Genomic DNA, 21,456 nt, shown 5'->3' with positions numbered 1-21,456 from the left:
ATATATAAATAACAAAAATAGATTGACATTTTGTAGTAATCAGTAGTAAACTGTACTTGTGGAAGGGAAGTGATATGTTTGGCTAGAAAAACACCAAAAGATGGCAAAGAAGAAAACATACGAGTACGGGTGACTCCAGAACAAAAACAGAGACTTGTTGAGTATGCAGAAAGACACTATCAGAGCATGAGTGGTGTTGTATGTCAGGCATTGGATCTCCTGTACGCAAGAGAAGAACAACAAAATAATAAAGAGTAAAATGGAGTTATTTTGGAGTTTATTTCTTCATAAGCGGTGCGAAAAACACAAAATCAGAACGCATGTTCGAAACATAAACTTCTAATAACAGCCTTTGCGTGTCATGAAACGCAGTCCGCAAAGGAGTTCGAGTAACGGACTAAAATGCCGAAAGCCTGTATTTATGCGGGTTTTCGGCATTTGTTTTATCGAATGGCTCTAGTTTGGCTCTATTTGTGGGGAGAGTAATAGCAAGATTAAGGAGTAAAAGAATGTAATTACTCTGTTAGTAAATTGACACAAGTTGGCTGTAGAGTATAATTATAGTAAAAGTACAGCAGAAGCTGTCGCAAAGATATTTATAAAAATGTTGTGGAGGTATTGAACATTAATGAATGTAAAATTAAAATCTGCAAGCAAGCAAGCGACTGTAGCCTGGAGGGTGGGAGAAAGATGAAGAAGTGCAAATTAGTACAGAATATAAGAAATTTCAAATTTTGTTATTTTATATTTTGCATAATGATATGTTTGGTTGTTTTTCCTGTTTCCACATCTGCCCAAGAAAATTCTGATCATGTTATTCGGGTAGGATCTTTTGAGGAAACTTATAATGTAGTCAATGAAAAGGGAGAAAGAAGCGGCTATGGTTATGAGTATCTTCAAGATATTGCAGGTTATGCAGGATGGACATATAAATACATAACAAGTGATTGGAAAAACTGCTTTACACAGTTGGAAAATGGAGAAATTGATATTCTTGGTGGCATTTCCTATACAGACGAACGTGCTGAAAATATGCTTTTTTCCGATATGCCTATGGGGGAAGAGAAATATTACATCTATACGGATGCATCCAATATGGATCTTACAGCAGGAAATTTGGATTCTTTTGAGGGAAAAAATATTGGTGTGCTTAAAGATAATATAACGGAGGATGTGCTTAACGAATGGGAGTTAAAGTATGGTCTGCATACGCAGCATGTCAATGTTTCTAATACCGCAGAAGTTATGGACAAACTGTCGAAACACGAAATTGACTGCTTTGTTTCGGTAGAAGAATCCCGTTGGGAAGAATCGGATATTTCACCGATTACAAGTATTGGAGAGACAGAAATCTATTTCGCTATAAATCCAGAACGTCCGGATATCAAAGAAGCACTGGATAGTGCTATGCGCAGAATCAAGGATGACAATCCATTTTACATTGATGATCTCTACAGGCGTTATCTTTCTGCACAGAGCAGCTCGTTTCTTTCAAAAGAAGAAAGGGAGTGGATCGGGCAGCATGGAGCAATCAGGATAGGGTATCTGAATCAGGATGGAGGTATCAGTAGTGTAGATCCATCAACAGGCAAATTGACAGGTGTTATCACAGATTATGTGGATCTTGCAGAAAATTGTCTGCAAGGTCAGACTCTGGAATTTGAATTAAAGGGGTATGATACAAGAAGTGAACTGCTTCAGGCATTGCAGGATGGAAAAATAGACCTGATTTTTCATACAAACCAGAATCCATACTTTGCAGAAACAAAAGGAGTTGCTTTGTCGGATACGCTATTGACTCTCAATATGGCAGCAATTACGGCAAAGGATTCTTTTGATGAAAATAAAGAGAATACAGTTGCCGTTGAAAAAGATAATTTTTCATTGAAGGCATATCTTTCATACAATTATCCAAAATGGGAGATTATAGAATATGGGACATCAGATGCAGCAGTAAAAGCGATGCAGAAAGGGGAGGCAGATTGCATTGTAAGCAGTTCAGGTACTGTTTCTGACTATTTGAAAAATAATAAGCTTCATAGTGTTTTCCTGACAAAAGAAGCCGATGTTCCATTTGCTGTTCGGCAGGGAGAACCGGTTCTTTTGTCCATTCTGAATAAAACACTGACATCTATGCCTACAACTCAATTTTCAGGTGCAGTAGTTTCGTATAATGCTTCCTCACGAAAAGTTACAGCGAGGGATTTTATTCAGGACAATTTACTGACAGTATCACTTATCGCTGGAATTTCTTTTTTCGTTGTTCTGTGTATAATTCTTGATTCTTTGAAAAAATCAAAACGTGCGGAAGAAAAATCCAAGAAGTCTGCTGAGCAGGCATTGAAGCTGAATCAGGAGCTTGAAGAAAAACAGCAGGAATTACAAAATGCACTTGTAGAAGCACAGAGTGCCAATAAGGCTAAGACTTCCTTTTTAAATAACATGTCTCATGACATCAGGACACCGATCAATGGCATTATGGGCATGCTTACAATTCTTGAAAAAAGCGGAAATGATGGTGAGCGGACAAAAGATTGCCTGAATAAAATAAATGAGTCTTCGAAACTGCTATTATCATTGGTAAATGATGTTTTGGATATGGCAAAGTTAGAATCGAATACCGTGGTTTTTAGTGATGAATCCATCAATCTGGATCAGGTATGTAAAGAAATCACGGAGTCGCTATACTTTCAGGCAGAAGAAAAAGGACTTCATGTTATAGGAGAACATGATGATTACAGTGGTATATATGTTTGGAGCAATGCAGTTCATCTGAAAAAAATATTGATGAATCTGTTTACAAACAGTATGAAGTACAATAAGGTGAATGGTTTTATTTACATGAGTATGAGAACGATTGAAAGATCAGAAGATCACATGACATGTGAATTTAAAATAAAAGATAATGGAATTGGAATGTCAGAAGAATTTATAAAAAATGAATTGTTTACTCCATTTGTACAGGCAGATAATTCCCCACGTTCTGATTATAATGGGACAGGTCTGGGAATGCCTATTGTGAAACAACTTGTAGAAAAGATGGGCGGAACCATAACCGTTGAAAGCAAGCTTGGTGAAGGAAGCTGTTTTACTGTAATACTTCCATTTAAAATTGATACGAATGCACGGTCAGAAGAAAAAGAAGATTTTGATGCAGATATATCAGATATCAGGATATTGCTGGTTGAAGATAATGAGCTGAATGCGGAAATAGCAGAATTCATGCTGACGGAAAATGGTGCTAAAGTAGAAACAGTGAACAATGGGTTAGAAGCTGTTCAGCACTTTGAAGCTTCCGCACCGGGAACGTATGATGTTATTTTGATGGATGTTATGATGCCGGTGATGGATGGTCTTACAGCTGCAAGAACAATAAGAGCTCTGGAGCGGCAAGATGCAAAAACTATCCCTATCATTGCTATGACTGCAAACGCATTCAGGGAAGATGCCGAAAGGTGTATGGAAGCAGGAATGAACGCACATCTTGCAAAGCCGTTGGATGATGAAAAAATTAAGCAGACCATAAGCGAAGAGTTGAGAAAGCAAAATGCCTGTCATGAATGATTATGAGGCAACCGCAGCAATCAGGAGCCTTCTAGGTGCATGGGATAAGCAGACAGGAAACATAGAGAGAGGATTTGGTTATGACAGAACAGAAACTGTATCAGTTTTGTGATACAATGGCTGCATCTGAATACCGCTCGCTGATCCGTCCATTTCTGGATATCTCTACACTTTCAGCAAGATTGAAGGCGGAAGAATGCATTTCCACAGAATACCGTATGTGTGATGGCAGTTGGCACAGAATGCTTTTTACTGTAAAAAAAGGGATGAGTCTGGAAATGTAACCCATGTTTGTAAAATACGTGAAGAGTTGAGACGTTTTTGTATTAAATTAAAATTAGATAAAAGGCATGTGAAATACGATGATGAAAAATAACTATATAAAACAAAAAAGAAAAGATCAAAATCCGGTAAATCATTGGAAAATTTTTGAGGGACGGTTGGTATTCCTTCTGGCAATGGTGATTTTGGCTGTTGTCGCATATACTTTTATTTTACAACAAGCATATACCAAAACTGCTCTGAAAACAGAAATTGAACGAGATATTTCCAGTGCAGATGCGGTTCATAAGCTGGTAAATGACAGACTGGGACGAAAAGATTTTAATGAAATAAAAAGTAAAGCTGATGAGAATACAGAACTATTCAAGAATATGTCGACATATATGAATGAAATCAGAACGCTGAATTCTACGAGATATATTTACACAGCAACCAGAAATGAAGACGGTAGATTGATTTACGTTGTAGACGGACTGGATCCATCGGCTGGTGACGTCAGACATCCAGGAGATCCGATTGAAAAGGAGATGGTTCCTTATATAGAAAAAGCACTTTCTGGAAAAACAGTATATTCTCAGGATATTGTTGATACAACATGGGGACCTATTTTTACAGCCTGTTATCCTGTGACAGCGGAAGATGAATCTAATGAAGTGATAGGTGCTTTCTGCATAGAAATGGATATGCAGAAAGCATATGGAATGGTTGAGAAGACGAATAAGTTAAGTATTGTACTGGGATGCATTACAGCGTGTATTTTGGTAATATTATGTACCTGTGGATATTCTGTATATAAGAAGCAAAAAGAAAATGAGCAGAAACAGCAAAAACTGTTGCAGGAAGCTGCAAGACTGGCCGATTCAGCTAATAAAGCAAAATCAACATTTCTATTTAATATGTCTCATGATATTCGTACCCCTATGAATGCAATCATTGGATATGCAGAATTGGGAGAGAAACATTTAAAGGAGCCAACTATATTAGAGGATTACTTTGAAAAAATATTATTGTGCGGAAAGAAAATGCTGCATTTGATTGATAACATTCTTGAATTAGCACGAATCGAAAACAACCAGGCAACGCTGGATGAAACAATAACAGATGTTTCTAAAAACTTTGATTTATGTATTGATATGTTTAGGAAACCGATAGAAGAAAAACATCAAACACTGAAAGTCAATAAGAACATTCGATATCCATACCTGTATATGGATGATGCAAGATCATCTGAAATTACGATTAACATTTTGAGTAATGCTGTGAAATACACGGGTGAAGGCGGTAACATAAGCTGTACATTGAACCAATATCCCGGCGAAAAAGAAGGTTGGAGTGTATTAGAGCTTATCATAGCAGACAACGGAATCGGAATGTCAGAAGAATTCCAAAAACATATTTTTGAATCATTTTCACAGGAACGATCTTCGTCAGACAGCGGAATAGAAGGTAGCGGACTTGGCATGGGAATCGTGAAGAAACTGGTGGATTTAATGGATGGCAAGATCACAGTTCAGAGCAAACCGGGAGCAGGTTCTACTTTTACAATCACGCTTCCATTAAAAATAGCAAATGCGGAAGAAAGGAATCCGAAACATGCAGACGGTCAGTTGAATATCAAAAAACTGGAAGGAAAAAGGGTTCTTTTGGTAGAAGATAATGACTTGAATGCAGAAATTGCAACGGAACTTTTGACGGAAGAGGGAATCATGATAGAAAGAGCGGAGAACGGCGTTGCATGTATTGATATGTTTAACAAAGCAAAGCAAAATTACTACAGTCTGATTCTGATGGATATTCAGATGCCGATTATGAACGGATATGAAGCATCCAGGAGAATTCGAGAACTGAAAGACGGTAACAAATCGCAGATTCCAATTGTTGCAATGACAGCAAATGCGTTTGAAGAAGATAAGAAGATGGCTTTGGCAAGTGGCATGAATGATCATGTTGCAAAACCAATAGATATGAATGTATTATTGCCGACTATTATGAAATATATGTAAAGGAAGAAAGAAGGACACTGATTTTGTAGTCAGTGTTCTTCTTACATATCAGTCGACTAAAGAAAAACATTTTATCCAGTCCATTCTTTTTTGTCAGTTTTCTGCCGGCAAGTCAGAGAGCAGGACATTTCCGTTGACGGTACTTGCCTGAATGGTGAAGGCAGAAATACCGGAGCGGGTGAATGTTTTTGTGTAGGATTCCGTTCTTCCATTGGAGACGAGGCGGATTTTTCCGGTTGTCGTGGATGCATGAATGGACGCATCGGCAAGGTCGTGCGGGAGATGGAGTTTCACGGAACCGTTGACGGATTTTGCTGTCAGGGACTCGGAACAGGTTCCCTCGAAGAGGACTTTGCCGTTGACACCGTTTAAAGCTGCGCGGGAGCAGTCGCCGGTGATTTCAAGTCTGCCGTTTGTGGCGGAAACATCGAGGCTGTCTGTGCGCAGACGGGTCAGGACGATCTTTCCGTTCGCAGCCTGTATGCGGCAGCTGGATGCGGAAAGGGAATCGCCGGTGATTTTGCCGTTTGTGGCGGAAATTTCGAGCGTAGTAAGGGAGAGGGTATCAAGCCCGGTCGCGCCGTTCAAAGAGCGGAGCGTCAGCTTCTGTACGGTGGACGGCACCTGGAAGGAGAACACCTCTTTCTGGTGATTATTGCAGAAAAGATGTTTCCAGAATACGGAAGGGATGAGCTTTTTCTCTCGCAGACAGAACGTATTGCCCTCAATGCCTGCTTCGAAGCGGTCCGGATCGAAGTCGCCGGAAAAGTCAAACTCAACCGAAGCGGAAGTGCCCGGAGCAAAGTCGGCAGAAGCGTTCCGCAGGGAGATTTCCATAGCGGTGATGGCGGTGGAAGGGGCGTACGGGTAGTTCGGATGTGTTTCTTCAGAATTGGAGTGGGTTTTCTCCTGTGGCAGCACGTTTGCAACAGGCTGCTCCGTTGTGGCATATTCCTGACGGAAAAATTCGAGGACATCGTCGACATTGCCGAGTTCCGCACAGATTTCCTCATCGGAGAGACCCTGGCTGCGGGCGTCGGCGAAATGGGATTCGAAATCGTTTAAAATTTCCTCTGCGGCGGCAGAATCAAAGGATGCAAGGCCCTGTTTCAATGCATTCATATAAGTTTCATACGTTGTATTCATCATGATTTTCCTTTCTATCGTCAGATCGTTTCATCTGAAATCAGTCGGTTGATCTGCTGGGTGAAATCCAGCCATTCCTGTTTTTTCTCCTGCTGATAAGCTGTTCCTGCTTCAGTCAGATGGTAATATTTCCGGGCAGGGCCGGATGCGGATTCCTGTAGATACGTTTCCACGTAACCGGCTTCCTTGAGTCGTTTTAAAATCATATAGAGCGTTCCTGCGGCGATGGACATTTCGCGGGAAATGGCGTCTGTCAGCTCATAGCCGTATTTGTCCTCTTTTGTCAGCTGGGAGAGGACACAGAGCTCTAGGACGCCCTTTTTGAGTTGTGGATTCATATGAACACCTCCTTGTTGAGTAGATCATAACACACACTATATCATAATGCAATATAGCAAACCAAATTTTTATCCTGCCATGTGTTCGATTTTGTACATGGAAAAGCCTTGAAAAGAACCGCGGATTTCCGTATAATCAAGCAGAACCTTGAAATTTGACCGGAAAATACAGAAAAATAGAAAGATAGTAAGTTGGAAAGAAGAGGAAAAAATATGAGTGAAATGAATCAGAACAACAATGGCCCGGTAAAGGGCGCGATCCATTCGATCGAGAGCTTCGGTTCCGTCGACGGACCTGGCGTACGCTACGTGATTTTTGTGAAGGGCTGCAACATGCGCTGCCAGTTCTGCCACAACCCGGATACCTGGACAACAAAAGATGCCGACTGTCAGACCGCAGACGAGGTGCTGAAAAAAGCGCTCCGCTATAAAAACTATTGGGGAGAAAAAGGCGGCATTACCGTGAGCGGCGGAGAACCGCTGCTGCAGATCGACTTCCTGATCGAGCTGTTCCGCAAGGCAAAAAAGAACGGCGTTCACACAACGCTGGATACCAGTGGAAATCCGTTCACAAGAGAGGAGCCGTATTTCAGCAAATTTAATGAGCTGATGAAATACACCGACCTGCTGCTGCTCGATATCAAGTTGATTGACGACAAGGCGCACAGAGAGCTGACCGGCTGCACCAACGAGAACATCCTCGACCTGGCGCGCTACCTTGACGAGATCGGCAAACCAGTCTGGATCCGCCACGTCCTCGTCCCGGAACGCAGCGACTACGATGAATACCTGATTCGCCTCGATGAGTTTTTACACAGCCTGCACAACGTACAGCGCGTAGAGGTTCTCCCATACCACACCCTCGGCGTATTCAAATGGGAAACCTTAGGAATCCCATACAAACTCGAAGGCATCAACCCGCCGACCAAAGAGCGCGTGGAAAACGCCAATAAACTGCTGCATACGGCGGAATATACGGGATATCTGAAATAAAAAGCAGAACAACAAGAAAAATCTGTGAAAAAGTAACAATTTTTATAAAAATTTTATAGTATTTCTGTTCAAAAACCAGAAGAAAAGGAGTATAATCTCTGTTATGGACGAGAGCATGGTTACAATGTGGCGGACATGACAGGGACGACAGCAAAAACACTACGAACCTTTTTGATTCGCCGCGGCAGTTGCTGCATCCACCAAAAATAAGAGCAAAAAGAAAGAAGGATTTACAATGTTTGGTTCAAAAGAGGCATCGGAAGACAAGCTGAAAAAAATGGTGGAAAAAGGAAAATGGGACAAATTAAGAAAACAGTATCTGGATTCGGACAAGACAACGCAGGTAGCGCTTGCAAAAGCCTGTGCAGCTTCGAGAAATGATGGTTCTGTTAATATTCTGACTTCTCTTCTGGAAGTAGACGATGTAGACGTAAAAACCGCGGCCGTTACGAGCCTTGGTGAGGTTGGAGACGATCACGTAACAGCACTGATCCGTCAGCTGGCCGTCAAGACACCGGCAGATCAGACGGAGCTGAAAGCAGCGATCACAAAAGCGCTGGAGAAGATTGTCGAAAGAGCATAAGAGCAGGATCAGTGAAAAAAAGGAAAGGCGAAGAAGTTTCTGTAAAAAGAAGCTCCTTCGTTTTTTTGTTGCAAGGCATATCAGAATCTGCTCCAGCGGATTGTTTTTGCCCGAACAGAAATCTTACAAAATCGTAATAATAATGCAGTTGTATCTATCCCGCAAAAAATGCTATAGTGAAAATAACACAGACACAAAAGCAGAACGCGGAGCGAAAAGCATCCGCAGAAAAAAGGGAGGAAACAAGATGGAATTTGTATTCGAACATGCAACCATGATTGCCGTGATCGCCGTTGTGGTGATCATTCTTGCCATTCTGGCGAGCGGTTATGTGAAGGCACCGCCGGATACCGCATTTATTATTTCCGGTTTCCAAAAAGGCCAGCGGATCCTGATCGGTAAAGCCGGCATCAAGCTCCCATTCTTTGAGCGGCTGGACAAGCTGAGTCTGAAGCTGGTAGCGATTGATGTGAAGACGAGCGACGCCGTGCCGACCGCTGACTACATCAATATTCAGGTGGATGCAGCCGTCAACATCAAAGTCGGGGACGAACCGCAGAAGCTTCAGAAAGCATCCCAGAACTTCCTGAACCGCGACAGCGAATATATTGCCAAGGTTGCAAGAGAAGTCCTTGAAGGAAACATGCGTGAGATCGTTGGAAAGATGCGTCTGGAAGAGATGGTTTCCGACCGTCAGAAGTTTGCGGAGCTGGTCAAAGAAAATGCAGAACCGGACCTGGCTGCGATGGGACTTGACATCATCAGCTTCAACGTACAGAATTTCGTCGATTCCAATCAGGTCATTGAAAACCTCGGTATCGACAATATCGTAAAAATCAAGAAATCCGCGGCGATCGCCCGTGCCAATTCCGAGAAAGAAATCAAAATTGCCCAGGCGCGTGCAAATAAAGAGGCGAACGATGAGCGCGTTCTTGCCGAGACTGAGATCGCAAAGAAAAACAATGATCTGGCAATCAAGTCGGCAGAGCTGAAAAAAGAGTCCGATATCAAAAAGGCAGAGGCAGATGCAGCGTACAAGATTCAGGAAGAGCAGCAGAGAAAAGAGCTGGAAATCACTTCCGCGAATGCGAACATCGCCCGTCAGGAGCGCGAGGTTGAGCTCCGTGCCAGAGAAGTAGAAGTAACCGAGAAATCCCTCGAGGCAGAAGTCAAGAAGAAAGCCGAGGCCGAGCGTTACGCAAAACAGCAGCAGGCAGAGGCAGATTTGTACCGCCGTCAGAAAGACGCAGAGGCAGACCAGTTCGAAAAAATCCGCGAGGCGGAGGCAAAGAAAGCCCAGGCAGAAGCCCAGCGCTATGCGATGGAGCAGGAAGCACTCGGTATCAAGGCAAAAGGTGAGGCGGAAGCCGCATCCATCCGTGCCCAGGCACTTGCAGAGGCCGAAGGTATGGAGAAGAAAGCTGAGGCTTACCAGCGCTACAACAAAGCCGCAATGGCAGAGATGATGATCAAGGTTCTGCCGGAGATCGCCGGAAAGATCGCAGAGCCGCTCAGCCAGATCGACAAGATTACGATCATCGGCGGCGGAAGCGAAGACAACGGCATCGGCTCCGTAGCGGGCAATGTGCCGGTGGTGATGGCAAAGCTGTTTGAGTCGATGAAAGAGGCGACCGGTGTCGATCTCTCCGAAATCATGAGAGCCGATACATACGATGCAAAAGTAAACCGCAACATTCAGATCTCCAGCCCGGAAGAGCTCAAAGAGTATCTGAAAGCAGAAGCCGGAAAGGCAGCAGCGGATGCAGAAAGCCCGGAAAAAGCGGAAGCATCCGAACCGGTGCAGAAAGACGGCAGCGAGCAGTAAATCCAGAACGGATCATAAAAACAGAAAAAGAGGCAGGGATCCAGAAAAATTTCTTGAGGATCCTGCCTCTTTTGACGTATAGATCGGAAAAAGTTATTCGGCGCCTTTTTCCAGCATGCTCATGAACTCTTTTGCCGCCTGCGGGATCGGCAGATGGGAGCTGTGGGCAACGACAAGCTGGCGCGGCGGAAGCTCCTCCACGAGGTCGAGCTGGAAGGCCGCCGTCTCTTTTACAAGGCAGTAGTCCGGCACAAACGCGATGCCAAGGCCGATACTCGCCAGGTCGATCAGAAGATCGTTGCTGCCAAGCTCAATTTCCGGCACGAGGTCGAGCTGGAACCGCTGAAACTGGCTGTGCAGGAACTCACTCGTCGTACTCTTGCGGTCGAGCATCAGAATCGGGTACTGCAGCAGCTCTTTTAAGTGAACCGGCCTGTTTTCCAGTTCCGGGTAATATTCGCCGTTTGCGATGAAGATATCGTGGAACGAATGAATCGGAATCGTTTGAAGACGGCTGGAAAGATGCGAGTTTGGATAATTGGTCACGATGAAATCCACCTGGCCGGATTCCAGCAGATCGACGCACTGGGTCGAAGTCTGGTTTGTCACCTTGATGTGGACATTCGGAAAGGAGCGGTGGAAACGGTTCAGGTACGGAACAAGGAAATAGCGGCAGATTGTGTCGCTCGCGCCGATGCGGAGCTGGCCGCCGCCAAGCGTTCCCGCTTCCATAATCTGTGCTTCACCGCGCGCAATCAGGTTGATCGCAGGCTCTACGTGGCGCAGCAGCGTTTCTCCCTCCGGCGTTAACTGCACGCGCTTTGTACTGCGGATAAAGAGCGTGATTCCAAGCTTTTTCTCCAGTACCTTGATCGACTGGCTGACCGCCGACTGCGAGATAAAAAGCAGCTTGGAGGCCTCGGAAAAACTGAGTGTGGTGGCAACGTAATAGAAAACCTTATATAACTCGTAATTAATATCCAAAATAAGCACCTCTTATAAAATATGATACCTTCACTCTAGCACACTTCCCCGAAAGAATGCAAGAAAAAATCTGCCGGAGCCGTGAACTTTTTCTCCTCTTTTTCGAGTAAGAGAAAATTCACGGTTCCGGCAGATAAGAAAGGGGAATCAGCCAAGCACTTTGGCAATGGCGCTGTCCAGCGTGCGGATCTGGCGCGTTGCAGAGTATCCGTCGAGTTTCGGCATCTGAATATCCATCAGCACCAGATCGAACTGATCCGGCGCTGCGGTGCGGAGCGTCTCAACGGCAACATCGCCGTCGTCTGCAAGGCTGACGGAAAATCCGGCGTTCGAAAGGAACTCCATCGCGATTTCCTGTACCATATGGCTGACGTTGATCGCCATGCCAAGTCCCGTACCCTGAATGCCGCTGACCGTAGAAGTCTCCTCGCGTGTAAACGATTCAAAGAGGTGCTCCTGGAATTCCCGGCTCATGCCGATGCCGTTGTCGCGGACGTGGAATTCGTAGAGCGCATACCCTTTTTTATAGTACGGTTTCTGAATAATACGGACAATGATGGTGCTGCCGTTCTGTGTGAATTTCGTGGCATTGCTCAGCAGATTCAGCAGAATCTGGTTCAGGCAGATCTTGTTGCAGAGGATAATAGAAATCCCCCTGTGTTATGAAATATGTAAAGAAATTGCTTACAAAACAAAAATATAAGACAACATATATCTCATTATACTTGATACAGACAAAATTTACCAGCGTTTGTGTAAAAGAAAAGTAAAAAATAGAATGAACGATGCATCCGAAAAACAGATTTTGTTCCGGAATGGAAATGGGAAACAAAGAAAAATAAAAGTTACTTTACATATAAAAGAGCAGAACAGGAAGAAATTTTGAAAAAAATTGAAGAAAATTACAAATTATTGTGGAATATGTGGAAAAAATATGGTAGGATGGGGGAGAAGAGAAAAGTGGTTTCAAAATGTTACTTAACGTTCAGTGAAAGTTCTATGGTTACAAAGAAAACAAAAAACAAGAGGAGAAGGAAAATGAAATTTTTACCAAAACCAAAAGAGGTAAAACTCCTGACGGGGGAACATGCACTCTGCTATGACGGCAGAATTGTACTGGATGGCAGACTGCTGGGAAATGGGGATACGTATGCGAAAGTGCTGCAGAAGGGAATCAAAAAGGAAACCGGAATGCAGTACGATATCGGATACGGCGTTCCGGGAAGAAAAGAGACCGGCGCGATTGTGCTGGAACTGGATGAGACAAGGAAAAGCCAGCAGTATGTGCTGCAGGTGACAGAGGAGGAAATCCGCATCCAGGGCGGAGACGGAGCCGGCGTGCTCTACGGTGTGCAGACGCTGTGCCAGATGATGCACGAATACGGTGCACTGCTTCCTGCCGTGCGGATCGAGGATGAGCCGGATCTGCCGGTGCGCGGCTATTATCTCGATGAGACGAGAGGCCGTGTGCTGACACTTTCCTATTTAAAACAGGTGGCAGACCGCATGGCGTACTACAAGCTGAACCAGCTGCAGCTCTATGTGGAGCACACGTATCTGTTCTCCGGACTTTCCGAGATGTGGCGCGATGAGACGCCGCTTACGGCAGAGGAAATCCGCGAGCTGGATGCGTACTGCGCAAAGCTTCATATCGAATTGGTGCCGTCGATCGCAACGTTCGGCCATCTGTACATGCTGCTCTCCACAAAGAGCTATGGCGACCTCTGTGAATTCCCAGACAGCTGGAAAGAGCCGTTTTCCTTCTGGGACCGGATGCAGCATCACACGGTGGATGTCTCCGGCGGCAGAGCGATCGAGCTGATCAAGGCCATGATCGAGGAGTACATGGCGCTTTTTGCCACGGATAAATTCAACATCTGCGCGGACGAAACGTTCGACCTTGGAAAAGGAAAATCGAAACCGCTGGCAGACGAGAAAGGCGTTCACCGCCTGTATATCGACTATGTAAAAGAGCTCTGCGAGTTTCTCGTGGCAAAAGGCAAAAAGCCGATGTTCTGGGGCGATATCATCTGCGCACAGCCGGAGCTGATCAAAGAGCTGCCAGAGGAAACCGTCTGCCTGACCTGGGGCTATGCAGCCGAGCAGAGAGAGCATGAGGCAAAAGTGATGGCGGAAGCTGGTGCAAGACAGTATCTCTGTCCTGGGGTCGGCGGCTGGAACCAGTGGATGAACCTGGTGGAGAACAGCTACAAAAATATCGCACGGATGTGCGGCTATGCGAGAAAATACCATGCGGAAGGTGTTCTGAACACAGACTGGGGTGACTGCGGCCACATCAATCAGCCGGACTTTTCCCTTCCTGGCATGATCTATGGAGCCGTCTTCTCCTGGGGAGACGATACCGACAGCTTTGAGGAGCTGAATGAACAGATTTCCCGTCTGGCCTACGGCGACCGGAGCGGAAAATTCGTTTCCTATATGGCAAAAACGGCAGAATGCTCCATCTTTGACTGGTGGGATGCCAACGTCGTTTACGAGGAAAAAGTGCTCGGTCATCCGAACAACCGGAATGCGCTGTTTGACGCGAGAATCCAGGATGAGGCGAAGCGTGCAGCTGCAAAGGAAACAATTGCGGCTCTGAAAAAAGAACTGAAAAAGACAGCCGGTGCTCTGGAAGAATCCTGCCGTCCAATGGTTCCGGTGCTGGAACTCACGATGGAAGCGATTGACATCTGGAATGAGACGGGTGCGAGACTGTGTGATATCGAGCTTGGAAAAGAAAAAGATGAGGCAGCCTGCGCGGCACTTGCGGGACGGCTGGAAACCTGGTTTATGAAGTATAAAGCGTCCTGGAGAAGCATCAGCAAAGAAGGCGATCTGCACCACATTGCGGAAATTGTATTCTGGTATGCCGATATTCTGCGGGGAAGAAAACCGTACGAAAAATAAAAAAATCTGTTTGTAAACAAAATGAACAGAAAAAGAGAATAAATGAACGATAAAAAGTAACAAAGAAAACGAAAATTTACATAAAAGTGAACAAAAACACTTGACTTTTGCGCAGAAATGGACGAAGATAGAAGTATCGGATCGAAAGATCAAAAATGTCCGTATGGCGTGACAAGAGAGAAAGAAAAAAATAATTTTCACAGAGGGAAACAATCATGAGTAAAATCATCGGAAACAATCTGCCGGATATGCCTTGGCAGGAAAAACCAGCAGGAGAGCACATGCCGGTATGGCGCTATGATCAGAACCCGATCATCGGCCGTTACGAGCAGAAACGTTCCAACAGTATCTTCAACAGCGCAGTCGTACCGTTCGAGGACGGATACGTAGGTGTATTCCGCTGCGACAGCCGTTCCATCAGCATGGACATCTTCGTTGGAAGAAGTAAAGACGGTATCCACTGGGAGATCGAGGATGAACCGATCAAATTTGAGGGCGCTGACGAGGAGATTCTGACAAGAGAGTACCGTTATGACCCGCGTGTCTGCAAAATCGACGACAAATACTATGTAACCTGGTGCAACGGCTATCACGGCCCGACCATCGGTGTTGCTTACACCTATGACTTCAAGAAATTCGTTCAGCTTGAGAACGCATTCCTTCCATTCAACCGTAACGGCGTGCTGTTCCCGAGAAAGATCAACGGCTACTACATGATGATGAGCCGTCCAAGCGACAACGGCCATACACCGTTCGGCGATATCTTTGTCAGCCAGAGTAAAGATATGGAATTCTGGGGAAGACACCGTCACATGATGAGCCCGGTCCGCGGCGATGAGTCTGCATGGCAGTGCACCAAGATCGGTGCCGGCCCGGTTCCGATCGAAACAGATGAGGGATGGCTGCTGATCTACCACGGCGTTATCACAACCTGCAACGGATACGTATATCGTATGGGATGCGCACTGCTTGATATCGACGAGCCGTGGAAAGTAAAATACAGAACGAAAGACTATATTATGGCTCCGATCACCCAGTACGAGTGCATGGGTGATGTTCCGAACGTAGTATTCCCGTGCGCAACCTTAAGCGATGCAGCAACCGGAAGAATCACTATCTACTACGGATGCGCAGATACCGTAACCGGTATGGCATTCACAACCGTAGATGAGCTGCTGAACTATGTGAAAGAGAATAGCCTTTGATTTATAAGATAACTTAAAAAGCGACAAGTCCGCCGGGCTTACGGGTGAAAGAAGCCTGCAGGTCCGGCGGACTTTCTTTTTAAAAATGACCCCATGGAAAGCATAAGGAGGCACTATGAAATTTGTAAAAGAGCGTGTGAACGTGATCTGCCAGGAACTGGCAAGACTTTCGATTTCACAGAAAATCAAAATCACCGATATGCAGGTGAAAAACGGATGCTATATCACACCGGCAGAGGCCGATGCATCAAAAGAGCCGTGGACATCGTTTGATACGGTCAATGACCGCTGGTACGGACCGGACAAACATTACTGGTTCCGCACCACCATCACCATTCCGGAGAGCTTCGATGGAAAAAATCTCTGGATGAGAGTCCATGCAGGACTGGACGACTGGGATGACGGAAGAAACCCGCAGTTCCTGCTGTTTGCAAACGGCGAAGTGATCCAGGGGATGGATATCAACCACCGCGAAGTACTTGTAAGAGAAAACGCAAAGGCCGGTGAAAAAATCCAGCTTGACCTGCAGTCCTACACCGGAACGCTGCACAGCGAGTTCCGTCTGATGGCAGACCTTGAGGAGCATGATGCGAAAATCGAGGAGATCTATTACGACCTCATCGTTCCGATGCAGGGCCTGAACCGTATGGACGAGGATAATAAAACGCGTCTGGATCTCGAAACTGCACTGACCAACACGATCAATCTGCTGGACCTGCGCAAGCCGTACAGTAAAGAGTTCTACGCTTCCATCGAAGAGGCAGAAAAATGCATCCAGGAAGAGATCTATGAAAAAATGGGCGGCTGGGACGAAGTTGTGGCAACGTGCATCGGCCACACCCACATTGATGTGGCATGGCTGTGGACGATCGACCAGGTTCGTCAGAAATCCTGCCGAAGCTTTGCAACGGTATTAAAACTGATGGAGGAGTATCCGAACTATCACTTCATGTCGAGCCAGCCGAAGCTCTACAGCTTTGTCAAAGAAAGACACCCGGAAGTGTACGAGAAAATCCGCCAGAGAGTCAAAGAAGGACGCTGGGAGCCGGAAGGCGGCATGTGGGTTGAGGCAGACTGCAACCTGACTTCAGGAGAGTCCCTCGTGCGCCAGTTCCTGTTCGGAAAACGCTTTTTCAAAGAAGAGTTTGGCGTGGACAACAAGATCCTGTGGCTGCCGGATGTCTTCGGATACAGCGCAGCGATGCCGCAGATTCTGAAAAAATGCGGAATTGACTACTTCATGACGACCAAACTGGCATGGAACGAGTTCAACAAAGTGCCGTACGATACGATGAACTGGGAAGGCATCGACGGAAGTGAAGTATTCACTCATATGATCACAACGCTCGGCGTCGGACAGCCGGAGACGAGCTTCTTTACCACATACAACGGAATGCTGCACCCGGATGCCATCATGGGCGGATGGGACCGCTACCAGAACAAGGACATCAACAACGATATCCTGATCAGCTACGGCTACGGAGACGGCGGCGGCGGCCCGACCAGAAGAATGCTGGAGACATCCAAACGTATGGAAAAAGGCATCAAAGGTGTGCCGAAAGTACGCCAGGCATTTGCGAGAACGTATTTCGACGAGCTGCATGAGAAGGTAAAAGACAGCAAACGCCTCCCAACCTGGATCGGCGAACTGTATTTTGAGTTCCACCGCGGAACATACACCTCGATGGCACGCAACAAACGCGGCAACCGTAAGAGCGAGTACGCGATGATGGAATTAGAGCTTCTGTCCGTTCTGGCCGAAAACGCCGGAAAAGCATACCCGACCGAAGAACTGAACCGCATGTGGGAGATGATCCTGACCAACCAGTTCCACGATATTCTGCCGGGCTCCTCGATCCATGAGGTATATGAGCAGACGAAGAAAGAATATGCAGAGATTGCGGAGACATCAGCAAAACTGATCGGCGAGCGCATGGAAGCACTCTGCGGAACAAAAGACGAGAGCGTGACCGTATGGAACACTCTCGGCCACAGAAGAAACGACGTTGTTGTACTCGGTGAGACCGCGGCAGAAGCCATGACCGACGGAACCACCGTATATCCGGTACAGCAGACGAAAGACGGAGCCATTGTCTATGCAGAAAACCTGCCGTCCAAAGGATATCAGGTTCTGCGCCCGACGAGCGGAGCCGCTGCGGAAACGCCATTTGCTGTAACAGAAGCTGGAGAGGGCTATACCCTTGAGACTCCGTTCTACACGATCCAGATCGATGCAAACGGTGAATTCACTTCCTTGTTTGATAAAGAGAATGACCGCGAAGTGCTTCAGAGCGGAACAACCGGCAACGAGCTGCGTATCTATGAGGACAAACCTCTGCAGTACAGCGCATGGAACCTGGATATCTTCCATACCGAGAAATCCTGGAAGGTGGAGGGTGTACGCCGCATGGAGTGGACAGAAAACGGTCCGGTCCGCGCAACACTGGAAATTGAGCGCGAAGTGATGGACACCGTCATCCGCCAGCAGATCCATTTCTATGCAAAAGACCGCAGAATCGACTTCGAAACCTACGTTGACTGGAAGTTCGCCGAGCATGTACTGAAAGTTCACTTCCCGGTAGACGTTCACAGCGACGAGGCAACTTTCGATATCCAGTTCGGTAATGTGACAAGAAAACTGCACACCAACACAAGCTGGGATCAGGCAAGATTCGAAGTATGCGGCCACAAATGGGCTGATATCTCAGAGGGAAGCTACGGCGTCAGCCTGATGAACGACTGCAAGTACGGCTATTCCATGAAGAACCGTGTGATGACGCAGACTCTGATCAAATCCGGAACTGAGCCGAACCTGACCGCAGACCAGGAAGAGCATTTCTTTACTTACTCTCTGTATCCGCACGCAGGAACATGGCGTGAGGCAGGCACCGAGCAGGAAGCTCTGAACCTGAACGTACCGGCAAAAGCAGTTGCAGGTGCAGCAGAGAAAGACCGCATGGAATTCCTGTCTGTAGACAAACGCGACGTAGTGCTTGAGACTGTGAAGAAGGCAGAGGACGGCGACGGCGTAATCGTTCGTCTGTACGAGGTGGAGAATGCAAGAACGAAAGTGACCCTGCACTGCGCAGAGGCAATTGCATCCGCTGAGGAGACCGACCTTCTCGAGAACCCGATCGAGGGCGCGCTTGGTGTGAAGGAGAACGAGATTGAGCTTACGATCAAGCCGTATGAGATCCGTACGATCCGCATCCGCACCGCGAAGTAAGAAAACAGAAATAAAATATAGAAATCACAATTGGTCCACTGGACCAATTGTTGATATGCCGAGCAACAGAAAAAGACACCGTGTCCCGGAAGGGAAGACGGTGTCTTTTTTGAAAACAGATGAAAAATAAAATCAGTCACCGGTGGAATCGCGGTACAGCACGTTGGTGCCGAGATACGTAATTTCATGCGGCGTGTTCGGATATTTGATCCGGTACAGAATCTGGAGTGCCAGACGTGCGCCGAGTTCTTCGTTGAAGACCTGAACGGTCGTCAGATGTTCTGCCAGAAGATCCTCTGTATTGTTGTCGAAGCCGGATACTGCAACGTCCTCCGGTACGCGTAAGCCCCGTTTTTCGAGAAGCTGCATCAGAATGCAGGCAACGTAGTCGCTGGCGCAGACGAAAGCGTCCGGCATGCGGGACAGGGAAGAAAGGAAGGTATCGATTTCTTCACGGTACGTATCGATGCCGAGCGGTGTCGTCAGGCAGAGAGAAGAATCCACCTTTTTACCGGCATCCGCCAGAGCCTGGCAGAAACCTTCATATCGTTCGCGGTTGGACTGTGCGTAGCTGATATCACCGATGAAGCCCGGAAGGGTGCGTCCCTGCTCGAGCAGATGGCAGGTGATGCGGCGGACACTGGTGCGGCTCTCCATGAGAAGCAGGTCGCCGTTCAGCTCATCCGGGGCAACAAGAGAGGAAGTGTCCAGGAACACTTTCGGAATCTGTGTCTCTGCGAGCAGGCGCAGAAGACGCTCGTTGTACACATTCAGAACGATGATGCCGTGAACATTTCCGTTTGTAAGAGTCGGCGGGAGAAAATACGTTTTATCCGCCGAAGTCGGAAGATACGTGTAAACGAGATTGACATTGTGTGTCGAAAATACTTTTGCAATTTGGTGGATGATGGTCATCCAGAAAAGTGAGGTTTCCGGTCTGCAGACGGCAACTGCAATGTTGACCGGCGTGGTCTCCTCTGCGCTCTGCGGATACTGAAAATCCTCCGGGATGGCATAGCCGAGTTCCTGGGCTTTGGCGATGACCTTGGTGCGCAGGGAATCGGAGACGCCTTCGTGTCCGCTGAACACCTTCCAGACCGTAGTCCGGGAGATGCCCAGGGAGTTCGCGATTTCCTGTAACGTTACTTTTTTCATAGTTTAAACCGATCCTGTTACAAATTTTGAGTGCTAACACATATTATACACTTAACGTGTAACTTTTTCAACCTTTCCATTGGAAGACAGAAGGAGTAAATGTGCTCCGTCGGCACTCGGGCAGGTGATCAGGTAAGAGTGGCTTGTGGTCTCAATGGTGTAGTCAAGAGCTTTGACGGTTTTGTTGAAGTCATTTGGAGCGTAAGCGGCAAGGGTCTCCTGTAAGACGGTAAGACTGTCGCTGTAGGAACCGGTTGTCTCAAACAGAATGTTTTCTGCGTAATACAGCTTGCGGAGTTCCCATTTGCGGTATTCGTCCTCCGGAATCGTGATGTCACACGGTGCGTCGTCGCGGTCGTCAGAGAAGAAAACGAAAGACCAGAGTTCCGGGTAATGAATGTTGATGACACCGGTCGGAGCCCATACCCAGTTGTCCTCCGGGAGAACGTTTCCGGCTTCATTGGTACGTTTTACATAAGTGTTGTCCTTGATGTCCACTTTCCACTGAACACGGGAGAAGTTCATACGGTAGAATTCTCCGTTTTTCGGTGCGCGGCGTTCTTTCTGATACTCATAGAGAGCAGCGAACGGAATGACAACCTCAACGCTCCAGCACTTGTTTTCTGCGGATGGATCGTTGATGGAGCCATCTACATGAACAGCGGTGCGCAGACCGTGCATGTCGTAGCCATTGAGGCCGCTTCCGCCGTCACGGTATGGCTCGGAAAGAAACAGATCCCATACCGTGTTCAGAACGTTCATTTCGAACTCATAGTAATGGTACGTATCAGAATCCGGGTCAACGAAGATTTCAAAATCGTTGTCGAGGAAAATGACGGAGTCGCGCTCGGTCTGGTGTCCCCAGATTTCATCGCCGTCAAGCACGGCTGCTACGTAAAGGTTCTCGTCATCCCAGAGCATTTTTGCACGGGTGACAAAGCGCGGAAGCGGCATGTGGCTTCCTTCGATATCGAGAAATTCGTCGGTATACGGGGCATCTTCCCAGAATGGTTTGTTGATGTTTCCGTCTAACTCGAACGGCTTTTTTGCGCGGTGGCAGGTGTAAACCGGCGGTGCGAACGGGACTGCCGGAACCGGAATTGTGATGTTTGTACTCATAGTAAAAATCTCCCTTTCAAATATTTACTGTTAAGCTTTTTTAGAAAACACGCGGAAAACGTGTCGACAAAAGGTATCATAACACCAGAAGTAATAAAATTCAACATTAAAATGAACAAAAAT

The 21,456-nt window shown here is 46.5% G+C and carries 16 protein-coding genes; 10 read left to right on the top strand and 6 right to left on the bottom strand.

Going from position 1 to position 21,456, the window contains the following annotated elements; genetic code table 11:
* Positions 1 to 78: 78 nt before the first annotated feature.
* From DXD92_RS15735 to DXD92_RS15720, 4 genes are all read left to right on the top strand, one after another.
* The gene (locus tag DXD92_RS15735; RefSeq protein WP_028086473.1) at positions 79 to 258 is read left to right on the top strand and encodes a hypothetical protein; all 180 of its coding nucleotides are present in this window, start codon (positions 79 to 81) and stop codon (positions 256 to 258) included.
* 432 nt (positions 259 to 690) lie between these two features.
* A complete protein-coding gene (locus tag DXD92_RS15730; RefSeq protein WP_118640990.1) occupies positions 691 to 3,564 on the top strand; it encodes a response regulator in 2,874 nt (957 codons plus the stop codon).
* 80 nt (positions 3,565 to 3,644) lie between these two features.
* On the top strand, positions 3,645 to 3,848 hold the full coding sequence (locus DXD92_RS15725; RefSeq protein ID WP_022462380.1) for a hypothetical protein: 204 nt from the start codon (positions 3,645 to 3,647) through the stop codon (positions 3,846 to 3,848).
* 78 nt (positions 3,849 to 3,926) lie between these two features.
* Positions 3,927 to 5,849, top strand: coding sequence for a hybrid sensor histidine kinase/response regulator (locus tag DXD92_RS15720; protein WP_118640988.1), 1,923 nt, complete (start codon positions 3,927 to 3,929; stop codon positions 5,847 to 5,849).
* Between the two features lie 93 nt (positions 5,850 to 5,942).
* Here the strand turns inward: DXD92_RS15720 and DXD92_RS15715 are convergent, their stop codons facing one another.
* The gene (locus DXD92_RS15715) at positions 5,943 to 6,998 is read right to left on the bottom strand and encodes a DUF4097 family beta strand repeat-containing protein (protein ID WP_082424725.1); all 1,056 of its coding nucleotides are present in this window, start codon (positions 6,996 to 6,998) and stop codon (positions 5,943 to 5,945) included.
* A 17-nt stretch (positions 6,999 to 7,015) separates the two neighbouring features.
* Entirely contained in the window at positions 7,016 to 7,333 is a 318-nt protein-coding gene (locus DXD92_RS15710; protein ID WP_022463160.1) for a PadR family transcriptional regulator, read from the bottom strand.
* 213 nt (positions 7,334 to 7,546) lie between these two features.
* On the opposite strand from DXD92_RS15710, the gene pflA reads away from it, so the two are divergent.
* The 3 genes from pflA (at position 7,547) to DXD92_RS15695 (ending at position 10,734) form a co-directional block, all read left to right on the top strand.
* Positions 7,547 to 8,326: a pyruvate formate-lyase-activating protein gene (pflA, locus tag DXD92_RS15705; protein WP_330427593.1), complete on the top strand. Its 780-nt coding sequence runs from the start codon at positions 7,547 to 7,549 to the stop codon at positions 8,324 to 8,326.
* A gap of 235 nt (positions 8,327 to 8,561) precedes the next feature.
* The gene (locus DXD92_RS15700; RefSeq protein WP_055221368.1) at positions 8,562 to 8,909 is read left to right on the top strand and encodes a HEAT repeat domain-containing protein; all 348 of its coding nucleotides are present in this window, start codon (positions 8,562 to 8,564) and stop codon (positions 8,907 to 8,909) included.
* 247 nt (positions 8,910 to 9,156) lie between these two features.
* Entirely contained in the window at positions 9,157 to 10,734 is a 1,578-nt protein-coding gene (locus tag DXD92_RS15695) for a flotillin family protein (protein WP_226906392.1), read from the top strand.
* 93 nt (positions 10,735 to 10,827) lie between these two features.
* On the opposite strand, the gene DXD92_RS15690 is transcribed toward DXD92_RS15695, so the two are convergent.
* Together DXD92_RS15690 and DXD92_RS15685 are read right to left on the bottom strand one after the other, a co-directional pair.
* Positions 10,828 to 11,718: a LysR family transcriptional regulator gene (locus DXD92_RS15690; RefSeq protein ID WP_117510270.1), complete on the bottom strand. Its 891-nt coding sequence runs from the start codon at positions 11,716 to 11,718 to the stop codon at positions 10,828 to 10,830.
* Positions 11,719 to 11,865: 147 nt separating this feature from the next.
* Entirely contained in the window at positions 11,866 to 12,330 is a 465-nt protein-coding gene (locus tag DXD92_RS15685; RefSeq protein ID WP_330427595.1) for an ATP-binding response regulator, read from the bottom strand.
* Between the two features lie 426 nt (positions 12,331 to 12,756).
* On the opposite strand from DXD92_RS15685, the gene DXD92_RS15680 reads away from it, so the two are divergent.
* The 3 genes from DXD92_RS15680 (at position 12,757) to DXD92_RS15670 (ending at position 19,059) form a co-directional block, all read left to right on the top strand.
* On the top strand, positions 12,757 to 14,628 hold the full coding sequence (locus tag DXD92_RS15680; protein WP_117802545.1) for a beta-N-acetylhexosaminidase: 1,872 nt from the start codon (positions 12,757 to 12,759) through the stop codon (positions 14,626 to 14,628).
* Positions 14,629 to 14,843: 215 nt separating this feature from the next.
* A complete protein-coding gene (locus DXD92_RS15675) occupies positions 14,844 to 15,833 on the top strand; it encodes a glycoside hydrolase family 130 protein (RefSeq protein WP_055221374.1) in 990 nt (329 codons plus the stop codon).
* A 115-nt stretch (positions 15,834 to 15,948) separates the two neighbouring features.
* Positions 15,949 to 19,059 (top strand): alpha-mannosidase, encoded by a 3,111-nt coding sequence (locus DXD92_RS15670; protein ID WP_118640984.1) that lies wholly within the window; start codon positions 15,949 to 15,951, stop codon positions 19,057 to 19,059.
* A 132-nt stretch (positions 19,060 to 19,191) separates the two neighbouring features.
* Here the strand turns inward: DXD92_RS15670 and DXD92_RS15665 are convergent, their stop codons facing one another.
* Together DXD92_RS15665 and DXD92_RS15660 are read right to left on the bottom strand one after the other, a co-directional pair.
* Complete coding sequence (locus tag DXD92_RS15665; RefSeq protein ID WP_022463170.1) at positions 19,192 to 20,214, bottom strand: LacI family DNA-binding transcriptional regulator; 1,023 nt, start codon at positions 20,212 to 20,214, stop codon at positions 19,192 to 19,194.
* Between the two features lie 51 nt (positions 20,215 to 20,265).
* Positions 20,266 to 21,333 (bottom strand): carbohydrate-binding family 9-like protein, encoded by a 1,068-nt coding sequence (locus DXD92_RS15660; RefSeq protein WP_022463171.1) that lies wholly within the window; start codon positions 21,331 to 21,333, stop codon positions 20,266 to 20,268.
* Between the last annotated feature and the right edge of the window lie 123 nt (positions 21,334 to 21,456).

The sequence above is a fragment of the Blautia sp. TM10-2 genome (genome assembly GCF_003480845.1).
GTDB lineage: Bacteria > Bacillota > Clostridia > Lachnospirales > Lachnospiraceae > Fusicatenibacter > Fusicatenibacter saccharivorans.
This window is presented reverse-complemented; position numbering and strand designations above follow the sequence as displayed.